The organism is Bradyrhizobium sp. Mp27 (assembly GCF_029953005.1).
GTDB classification, from domain to species: Bacteria; Pseudomonadota; Alphaproteobacteria; order Rhizobiales; family Xanthobacteraceae; genus Bradyrhizobium; species Bradyrhizobium barranii.
On sequence record NZ_JASAUS010000020.1, the window covers coordinates 74,416 to 83,754 of the forward strand.

Genomic DNA, 9,339 nt, shown 5'->3' on the forward strand with positions numbered 1-9,339 from the left:
CAAAGTGTCCCGCAAATGGAACCGGTAAGACGCCGTTGGAATCAGCCCAAAAAACGACGACGGTTTGCGCGAATTAGGAAGTATTTGGGTTTGATTGAGGCGGAGCGAAGGAATGCACCACGATTTTGGCGGTGATGGTTGAGGAAGGTTTTCCCAGACTCCGCTGGCTTTGACCCCGGGGCATCCAGTGGGCCGCGGCGTCTCGGCTGAAATCTCTGGCGTCTCTGAAATCTGGACCGCCCGCCTCAGTACGCAATTGCGCAGAAAGGCGGGCGACGACGGTCGCAAATGTGGCGAGTGTGTGTGGCAGGCAAGCGCCGCCGCTCACATGATCACGGATGCAGGATCACCTTGCCCATGGCCTGGCGTCCCGCCAAGACCTTCAGTGCGTCGGCGGTTTGTGCCAGCGGGAAGGTGCGGTCGACATGCGAGGAAATCTTTCCTTCCGCGGTCCACTTCACGAGCTTCTCGAGATTGGCGCGGTTCTTGGCCGGGTTGAGCCGGGTCCACGCGCCCCAGAATACGCCACGGATGTCGCAGCCCTTCAGCAGCGCGAGGTTCAGTGGCATCTTCGGAATGTCGCCGGCGGCAAAACCGATGACCAGGAAGCGGCCTTCCCAGGCGATCGAGCGCAGTGCCTGCTCGGCATAGGCGCCACCAACCGGATCGAAGATGATGTCGACGCCCTTGCCGCCGGTGAGCTTGCGCAGGCCCTCTTTCAAATCTTCCTTGCCGTAGTTGAGCGTCAGCTCGGCGCCATGCGCTTTCGCGAATTCGAGCTTCTCGTCCGACGAGGCGCAGGCGATCACCTTCAGGCCCATCAGCTTGCCGAGCTCGCAGGCGGCCAAGCCGGTGCCGCCGGCCGCGCCCAGCACCGCGAGCGTCTCGCCCGGCGTCGGGCTCGCGCGGTCTTCCAGCGCATGAAGCGCGGTGCCGTAGATGATGATGATGCCGGCCGCGCGGTCATAGTCGAGATTGTCGGGAATCTTCACGATCGATGCCGCCGGCAGCGCGATCTTTTCGCGCGCGCCGTTGTGGCCGCAGGACGCGACGACGCGATCGCCGACCTTCAGATCAGTCACGCCGGGACCGATGCTCTCGATCACGCCGGCGACTTCGGCAGCGGGCGAGAACGGGAACGGCGGCTTGATCTGGTACTTGCCCTGAATCATAAGGATGTCGAAGAAGTTCAGCGCCGCCGCCTTGATCGCGATCACCGCTTCGCCGGGACCTGCCACCGGATCCGGCACGTCGGCAAGCACGAGATCATCGGGCTGGCAATATTGCGAGCAGAGGATGGCTTTCATGGCGGCACCTTCTTGAGAAGTAAGCACTGGGCGTTTCGAGCGGAATTATAGTTGATTGGGTTTTGCCGGATTTAGGCACGGGCGACAATCCAGATTCTTTGTCTGAGGCTACGCGCCGGCTTATCCTCGTCATTGCGAGCGAAGCGAAGCAATCCAGAGTCCGTCCCGCGGAAATAGTCTGGATGGCTTCGTCGCTTCGCTCCTCGCAATGACGGCTTACGTGGAAAGAGGATTCAAACGATGTTTGAAACAGGTCTGCTCAGGGACAAGCGCATCCTCGTCACCGGCGGCGGCTCCGGCCTCGGCGCGGCGATGGGACACCGCTTCCTCGCGCTAGGCGCCGAACTCGTGATCTGTGGCCGCAAGCTCGACCGGCTGGAAGCGACGGCGAGCGAGATGCGCGCGCAGACCGGCGGCAAGGTCACGACGATGGCTTGCGATATTCGCGACGGCGCGGCCGTCGAGAGCATGATGGACGCGATCTGGCGCGAGGCGCCGCTCGATATTCTCGTCAACAACGCTGCCGCAACCTTCATCGCGCAGAGCGAGCATCTGTCGTTTCGCGCCGCGGACGCGATCCTCGCGCCGACGCTGCATGGTGCGATGTATTGCACGCTCGCCGCCGGCAAGCGCTGGATCGACGGCAAGCATGGCGGTGTCGTGCTCTCTATCCTCTCGACCTCCACCATCACCGGCCGCGCCTTCACGGTTCCCTCGGCGATGGCGAAGTCGGCAGTGCTGGCGATGACCAGGAGTCTCGCGGTCGAGTGGGGCCCGAAGGGCATCCGCACCGTCGCGATCGCCCCGGGCCCGTTCCCGACCGCGGGCGCCTCGGGACAGCTCCGTCCCGAGGGCCGCGACGAGGGCTGGACCGCCCGCAACCCGATGGGGCGCACCGGCGAGCACAGTGAGCTTGCCGACCTCGCCAGCTTCCTGGTCTCGGACCGTGCCGGTTACATCAATGGCGAGATGGTCGTGATCGACGGTGGCGCGCATTTGCGCAGTTCCGGCGCCGAGGATTTGTTGCGCTGGACCGACGCGCAATGGACCGAGCAGCGCGCTGCGCGATCCAAAGGCTGAGCCGCTAACTGCCTTCCCAAATTGGACTTTCCCGGTTATCCCTGCCGGGGGACAAAGCGCGGCCGGGCCATCTTCCAGTCACAATATTGAGGGAACCACTCCAGCATGTGGCGGGTGCTGATTTTAGCCTTGATGACGGGCGTTATTGCCGTGGGAATCACCGATTCCGCGCGGGCGCAGACGGCGCAACCGGCGCCCAAAGCCGCACCAAAGGCGGCTGCACCGGCGGCCAATCCGGCTGCAAAGTCAGCAGCAAAGCCCGAGAGCAAGCCGGCGGGTCCAGCCGCCGCGGTTGCGGGCGGCGCGGAGCCGACCCTGATCGGCCAGTTCGGCACCTGGGGCGCCTATTCGGCTACCCCCAACGGCAAGAAGGTCTGCTTCGCGCTGGCGAAGCCATCATCGTCGAAGACCAACCCGCCGAACCGCCCGCGCGATCCCGCCTATGCCTTCGTTTCGACCCGGCCGGCGGAAAAGGTGAACAACGAAGTCTCGGTCATGATCGGCTATGCGCTGAAGCCGGGCTCGGAATCCTCGGTCGAGGTCGGCGGCGCCGCTTTCGCGATGTACACGCAGGGCGACGGCCTCTGGATCAAGAACGCGGCCGAGGAAGAGCGGATGGTCGAAGCCATGCGCAAATCCGCCGATCTCGTGGTCAAGGGTGTCTCGGCCAAGGGCACGGAGACGACCGATACGTTCTCGCTGAAGGGCCTGGCCCAGGCGCTCGACCGGATCGCCCAGGATTGCCGGCGGTAGGACTGCCGGCGTTAAGCCTGAGGGCCGCATCACGGTCGCAATCGGCGGTTCCGGTTGCTATATAAGGGTATCCCAAAGGTGTAGCCGTCATGGCCGGGCTAAAGCGCGAAGCGCGTCTTCGCACCAGATGTCCCGGCCATCCACGCGCTAGCAATGGGTGGAACAGAACGTGGATGCCCGGGACAAGCCCGGGCATGACGAGAGATATCAGGCAACCAATGCAACCGACGACCGAGCCGCACAACGCAATACTGGTGGAGAAGACTCCGCTCGAAACCTATGTGCCGCCGGCAAGGCCCTCGCTGATCGGCCTGTCGCGCAGCGAGCTAGCCGACCGCCTCGGCGAGATCGGCGTCGCGCCCGCGCAGCGCAAGATGCGCGTCCAGCAGCTGTGGCACTGGCTCTATTTCCGCGGCGCCCAAAGCTTCGACGATATGACGTCGATCTCGAAGGGCATTCGCGCCGAGCTCGCGCAGCACTTCACCGTCGATCGTCCCGAAGTCGTGGCCGAGCAGATCTCCAACGACGGCACCCGCAAATGGCTGCTGCGGCTGCCGAGCGGCGACAATGTCGAGCGAGCCCATGAAGTCGAGTGCGTCTACATCCCCGAGACCGATCGCGGCACGCTTTGCGTCTCCTCCCAGGTCGGCTGCACGCTGAACTGCTCCTTCTGTCACACCGGCACGCAGCGGCTGGTGCGCAACCTCACAGCCGGCGAGATCGTCGGACAGGTGATGGTCGCGCGCGACCGCCTCAATGACTGGGCCGATCGCGAGGACGGCACGCGCCGCGTCACCAACATCGTGATGATGGGCATGGGCGAGCCGCTCTACAATTTCGACGCGGTGCGCGACGCGCTGCTCATCGTCGGCGACAATGAAGGCATCGGCATCTCCCGTCGCCGCATCACGCTGTCGACCTCGGGCGTGGTGCCGAACATCGTGCGCGCGGGCGACGAGATCGGCGTGATGCTCGCGATCTCGCTGCATGCCGTGCGCGACGAGCTGCGTAACGAGCTCGTGCCGCTCAACCGCAAATATCCGATCAAGGAGCTATTGCAGGCCTGCCGCGACTATCCCGGCGCCTCGAATGCACGCCGCATCACCTTCGAATATGTGATGCTCAAGGGCGTCAACGATTCGCTCGACGATGCGAAACTGCTGGTGAAGCTGCTCAAGGGCATCCACGCAAAAATCAATCTGATCCCGTTCAATCCCTGGCCCGGCACGGCCTATGAATGCTCGGACTGGGACCAGATCGAAAAATTCTCCGAATACATCTTCAATGCCGGCTATTCCTCGCCGGTGCGCACCCCGCGCGGCCGCGACATCCTCGCCGCCTGCGGCCAGCTCAAGTCGGAGACCGAGAAGCTCTCGGCCCGCGAACGTCAGGCGCTGCGCGCCATGGCGATGACGGATTGAGGATGCGTGCCCTGCGCACTCTCGTCATGGCCGGGCTTGACCCGGCCATCCACGCCGAGCCGCAAGCGAGAAAGTCGTGGATGCCCGGGGCAAGCCCGGGCATGACGGCTGAGAGCGTGGCGACATCGTCGATCGGCAACCTGCTTATCTCATGTCCCTGATCGGCCGCCTCATCGTTATCTTCATTGGCTTTCTCGCTGCCTGCTTCGTTGGCGGCATGATCGTGGTCGTCGCGCTGCTGTTTCCGGAGTTCGCCGATCTCGGCGCCGGTCCCGTCGATCAGGGCGCGATCGACATCCTTCTCGGCTTCGGCTTCATCTTCGTTTCGGGCTTTGCGCTGGTTCCGGCCGCGGTGATCGTCGCGATCACCGAAGCGCTCTACATCCGCAGCGCACTGGCCTATGCCGCCGGCGGCGGCCTTGTCGGTCTCGCCTGCTATCTCGGCCTCATTCCCTTTCACTCCGATACGCTCCAGTTCGAAGGCATCGTGCGGCGTCATCTGGAGATCATGACCGGCGCGGGGATCGTCGCCGGCGTGGTCTACTGGCTGATCGCCGGCCGCAACGCCGGCGCCTGGCGCATCCCGCCGCCCCCGCGCAAGCCGCCTCCGCCGCTGCCGTCGAATTCGCGGCCGGATGCGCGATGAGTCGCGCCGCTTCCGGGGTTTTCATCTCCTCCCCACTCCGCTAAACCGCGCGCCATGAACCGGACTGGACTCTTCATCGCCCTGGCGCTGTGGCTCGTGATCGGCGTCGTTTTCGGCCTCTATCCCGAGCTCGATCTCAAGCTCGCCGCGTTGTTCTTCGATCCCGAGACGAAGACGTTTCCGCTCAAGCTGAATGAGTGGGCGGGCTTCGCGCGCGACGCCGCCATGTGGGTCGCCTGGGCATTCGTGCTGCCGCCGCTGGTCGCGCTTGTGGTCAAGATGATCCGACCCGACCGTCCCTTGATGGTATCGGGGCGCGCGATCGTGTTCCTGCTGGTCACCATCATCATGTCGGCGGGCATCCTCACCAATCTCACCTTCAAGACCTATTGGGGACGGCCGCGTCCGGTGGTGGTGACTGAGTTTGCCGGCGACCAGCAATTCGTGCCGTGGTGGGATCCGCGCGGCGATTGCGCGCGCAACTGCTCGTTCTTCTCGGGCGAGGGCGCGACCGCGTTCTGGACGCTGGCGCCGGCTGCGCTGGCGCCGCCGGCATGGCGGCCGCTCGCCTATGCCGGTGCGGTTGTATTCGGCATGGTCACCAGCGGGCTGCGGATGGCCTTCGGCGGCCACTTCTTCACCGATGTCTCGATCGCTGGCCTCGTCACCTTCGTCGTGATCTGGTTCGCCTACGCGCTGATTTACCGCTGGCCGCGGACCCGGTTCTCGGACGAGGCGGTCGATGCCGCCCTGACCCGGCTGAACATGCCCGCCTACCGGCGGCGCCAGCGCCTGTTCGGCCGCAAGACAGGCCCCGAGCCGTCGATTTGAGCCATTAAATGCGTGCCGAGGCGTGCGAAATTTGATATTCGCGCGGTCAACCCACAAACGCCATCAGCCCCTTGAGACCCGATTGGAAGCCCCATGACCACGATCCTGAAAGGCCTGCCCAAGGGTGAGAAAGTCGGCATCGCTTTTTCAGGCGGTCTCGATACCAGCGCGGCGCTGCTCTGGATGAAGCAGAAGGGCGCGCGCTGCTACGCCTACACGGCCAATCTCGGCCAGCCCGATGAAGCCGACTACAACGAGATCCCGCGCAAGGCCGAGGCGTTCGGTGCCGAGAAGGCCGTGCTCGTCGACTGCCGCACGCAGCTCGTCCACGAAGGCATCGCCGCGATCCAGTCGGGCGCCTTCCACATCTCGACCGGCGGCATCACCTATTTCAACACCACGCCGCTCGGCCGCGCCGTCACCGGCTCGATGCTGGTCGCGGCGATGAAGGAGGACGGCGTCAACATCTGGGGCGACGGCTCGACCTTCAAGGGCAACGACATCGAGCGCTTCTACCGCTACGGCCTGCTGACCAATCCATCCTTGCGCATCTACAAGCCCTGGCTCGACCAGCAGTTCATCGACGAGCTCGGCGGCCGCGCCGAAATGTCGGCTTTCATGACCGCGCAGGGCTTTGCCTACAAGATGAGCGCGGAGAAGGCGTACTCGACCGACAGCAACCTGCTCGGTGCCACGCACGAAGCGAAGGATCTCGAGAGCCTCGACAGCGGCATCAAGATCGTCAACCCGATCATGGGCGTGCCGTTCTGGCGCGACGATTGCGCCGTCAGGGCCGAGAAGGTCGTCGTGCGTTTCGAGGAAGGCCAGCCCACGGCGCTGAACGGCCAGACTTTCTCTGATCCCGTCGCGCTGTTCCTCGAAGCCAATGCCATCGGCGGCCGTCACGGTCTCGGCATGAGCGACCAGATCGAGAACCGCATCATCGAGGCCAAGAGCCGCGGCATCTATGAAGCGCCGGGCATGGCACTGCTGCACATCGCCTATGAGCGCCTCGTCACCGGAATCCACAACGAGGACACCATCGAGCAATACCGCATCAGCGGCATGCGCCTCGGCCGCCTGCTCTATCAGGGCCGCTGGTTCGATTCGCAGGCCCTGATGCTGCGCGAGACCGCGCAGCGCTGGGTCGCACGCGCCGTCACCGGCGAGGTGACGCTGGAGCTGCGCCGCGGCAACGACTATTCGATCCTCAACACCGAGAGCCCGAACCTGACCTATGCGCCGGAACGGCTCAGCATGGAGAAGGTGGAAGACGCCGCATTCACGCCGGCCGACCGTATCGGCCAGCTCACCATGCGCAATCTCGACATCGCCGACACGCGCACCAAGCTCGGTCTCTATTCGAAGACCGGTCTGTTGTCGGGCAGCGAAGGCTCGCAGATCTTCCGGCTCGAGAGCGACAAGGGCTGATATTCTTGTAGCCCGGATGGAGCGAAGCGAAATCCGGGGCCTCTCGCCCAGCCGCTAGATTCCCAGATTACGCTTCGCTCCATCCGGGCTACGCGCTGAGGCCTTTTGCCGCCCGACCGGGCGGCGCGCGACTTAATGACGATGTCATTCTCGATCGCTAGGGTTCCGCTCCTGTTGTGAACGGGATTGCGGAGCATCGCGCATGGTCAAGGGATCGGCACTCGCCTCACTCATCGTCCTCTGTTGGACAACGTCGCTGTCGGCGCAGACGATCTATCCGATCGATCGTGCCGAGATCCTGGCCGGCGTCCGGTTCGACTTCAAGGTCGAGTTTCCCGGGCCGGTCGATCCGGCCAGGCTGAAGGTGACCGTGAACGGCGCGGACTATGCTGCCGCGTTCGGACGTAGCGGGACCTTCATCGATCGTGAGGACGGCAAGGACCAGTCGGCGCTGATCTTGCGCGACGTCGCGCTGGCCAAGCCCGGCACCGTCACGGTGGATGTCAGCGATGGCGCGCAGCAGCGCAGCGTCGCATGGACGGTTTACGACACCGGTCCGCGCAAGGCGAAGAACGTCATCCTGTTCATCGGCGACGGCATGTCGCCGGCGCATCGGGTCGCGGCGCGAATCCTGTCCAAGGGGATTGCGGAAGGCAAGAGCCGCGGCAAGCTCGCGATCGACGACATGCCCCACATGGCGCTGGTGGCGACCGCCGGCTCGGACTCGATCATCACCGACTCCGCGAACTCGGCCAGCGCCTATGCGACCGGTCACAAGAGCGCCGTTAATGCCCTGGGCGTCTATGCGGACCGCACCGCAAGCCCGTTCGACGATCCCCGCGTCGAAACCATCACGAGTCTTGCCAGGCGGCGGCACGGCATGGCGATCGGTGTCGTCACCAACACCGAGATCGAAGACGCGACGCCGGCCGCGATGGTTGCGCACACCCGCCGGCGCGCTGCCTATGACGAGATCGTCGAGCAGTTCTTCGCGGCGAAGCCGGATGTGCTGATGGGCGGCGGCAGCGCGAATTTTCTGCCGAAGTCCGCGGCCGGCTCCAAACGCAAGGACGAGGCCGACTACATCGCGAAGTTCCGCGACGCAGGCTATCAGGTCGCGACGACTGCGAGCGAGCTCGGCGCTTCTGCCGCAAAGCCGGAGACAAGCAAGCTGCTCGGCCTGTTCGCGACCGGCAACATGGACGGCGTGCTCGACCGCAAATTCCTCAAAGGCGGCGGCGTAAAGAAATTTCCTGAGCAGCCTGATTTGACCGAGCAGGTGCAGGCGGCGCTGAACATCCTCTCGAAGAACGAGACCGGCTTCTTCCTGATGGTCGAGTCCGGACTGATCGACAAATATGCGCACCTGCTCGACATGGAGCGGGCGGTCTACGACACGATCATGCTCGACAATGCGGTGCGCCAGACGCGCGAATGGGCGCGGGCGCGCGGCGACGACACCCTCATCCTGGTCTTGGCGGACCACAATCATCCCAACAGCCTTGTCGGCACGGTGAATGACGACATGGGCACCACGCCCAACGTGCCGCTGCGCGAGCGCGTCGGCGTCTATGAACAGGCCGGATTTCCCAATTATCCGGCGCCGGATGCGGAGGGCTATCCGTCACGTGTCGATGTGAGCCGCCGGCTCGCCATCTTCTCGGCCAGCCTGCCGGACCACTACGAGACGTTCCGCCCGAAGCTCGACAATCCCAACGAGCCGACCGTCAAGGCGGGCGACGACGGGACCTTCAAGGCCCCCCGTGGGTCGGTCAAAATCCCCCGGGTATGGTCACTTGAAACTCCCCCACCTGATGATCGCCGTCAGCGCCGCTGAACAGCAGTAGCCGGTCAGGCAGGACGTTTATGT

8 protein-coding genes are annotated in these 9,339 nt (G+C 64.4%); 7 read left to right on the forward strand and 1 reads right to left on the reverse strand.

What is annotated here, in order from left to right:
• Nucleotides 1-332: 332 nt before the first annotated feature.
• Entirely contained in the window at nt 333-1,307 is a 975-nt protein-coding gene (locus tag QJT78_RS14025) for an NADPH:quinone oxidoreductase family protein (protein WP_028152800.1), read from the reverse strand.
• A gap of 240 nt (nt 1,308-1,547) precedes the next feature.
• Here QJT78_RS14025 and QJT78_RS14030 point away from each other — a divergent pair, with 240 nt between their 5' ends.
• The 7 genes from QJT78_RS14030 (at nt 1,548) to QJT78_RS14060 (ending at nt 9,306) form a co-directional block, all read left to right on the forward strand.
• On the forward strand, nt 1,548-2,387 hold the full coding sequence (locus QJT78_RS14030) for an SDR family oxidoreductase (RefSeq protein ID WP_028152799.1): 840 nt from the start codon (nt 1,548-1,550) through the stop codon (nt 2,385-2,387).
• Between the two features lie 105 nt (nt 2,388-2,492).
• Nucleotides 2,493-3,140 carry an invasion associated locus B family protein gene (locus QJT78_RS14035; RefSeq protein WP_028152798.1) on the forward strand — a complete coding sequence of 216 codons (648 nt, stop codon included), beginning with the start codon at nt 2,493-2,495 and terminating at the stop codon, nt 3,138-3,140.
• A gap of 218 nt (nt 3,141-3,358) precedes the next feature.
• On the forward strand, nt 3,359-4,561 hold the full coding sequence (gene rlmN / locus QJT78_RS14040; protein ID WP_071908693.1) for a 23S rRNA (adenine(2503)-C(2))-methyltransferase RlmN: 1,203 nt from the start codon (nt 3,359-3,361) through the stop codon (nt 4,559-4,561).
• Nucleotides 4,562-4,712: 151 nt separating this feature from the next.
• Nucleotides 4,713-5,207: a hypothetical protein gene (locus QJT78_RS14045; RefSeq protein ID WP_028151929.1), complete on the forward strand. Its 495-nt coding sequence runs from the start codon at nt 4,713-4,715 to the stop codon at nt 5,205-5,207.
• 54 nt (nt 5,208-5,261) lie between these two features.
• Nucleotides 5,262-6,038, forward strand: a complete 777-nt coding sequence (locus QJT78_RS14050; RefSeq protein WP_028151928.1) for a phosphatase PAP2 family protein — start codon at nt 5,262-5,264, stop codon at nt 6,036-6,038.
• Nucleotides 6,039-6,131: 93 nt separating this feature from the next.
• Nucleotides 6,132-7,469 (forward strand): argininosuccinate synthase, encoded by a 1,338-nt coding sequence (argG, locus tag QJT78_RS14055; RefSeq protein WP_281460254.1) that lies wholly within the window; start codon nt 6,132-6,134, stop codon nt 7,467-7,469.
• A gap of 202 nt (nt 7,470-7,671) precedes the next feature.
• Complete coding sequence (locus tag QJT78_RS14060) at nt 7,672-9,306, forward strand: alkaline phosphatase (protein WP_281460255.1); 1,635 nt, start codon at nt 7,672-7,674, stop codon at nt 9,304-9,306.
• The last annotated feature ends 33 nt before the right edge of the window (nt 9,307-9,339 follow it).

Coding starts and splice junctions, on each gene's coding strand:
- QJT78_RS14060 (WP_281460255.1), top strand. CDS start 7,672: ATGGTCAAGGGATCGGCACTCGCCTCACTCATCGTCCTCTGTTGGACA.
- QJT78_RS14030 (WP_028152799.1), top strand. CDS start 1,548: ATGTTTGAAACAGGTCTGCTCAGGGACAAGCGCATCCTCGTCACCGGC.
- argG (WP_281460254.1), top strand. CDS start 6,132: ATGACCACGATCCTGAAAGGCCTGCCCAAGGGTGAGAAAGTCGGCATC.
- QJT78_RS14050 (WP_028151928.1), top strand. CDS start 5,262: ATGAACCGGACTGGACTCTTCATCGCCCTGGCGCTGTGGCTCGTGATC.
- QJT78_RS14045 (WP_028151929.1), top strand. CDS start 4,713: ATGTCCCTGATCGGCCGCCTCATCGTTATCTTCATTGGCTTTCTCGCT.
- rlmN (WP_071908693.1), top strand. CDS start 3,359: ATGCAACCGACGACCGAGCCGCACAACGCAATACTGGTGGAGAAGACT.
- QJT78_RS14035 (WP_028152798.1), top strand. CDS start 2,493: ATGTGGCGGGTGCTGATTTTAGCCTTGATGACGGGCGTTATTGCCGTG.
- QJT78_RS14025 (WP_028152800.1), bottom strand. CDS start 1,307: ATGAAAGCCATCCTCTGCTCGCAATATTGCCAGCCCGATGATCTCGTG.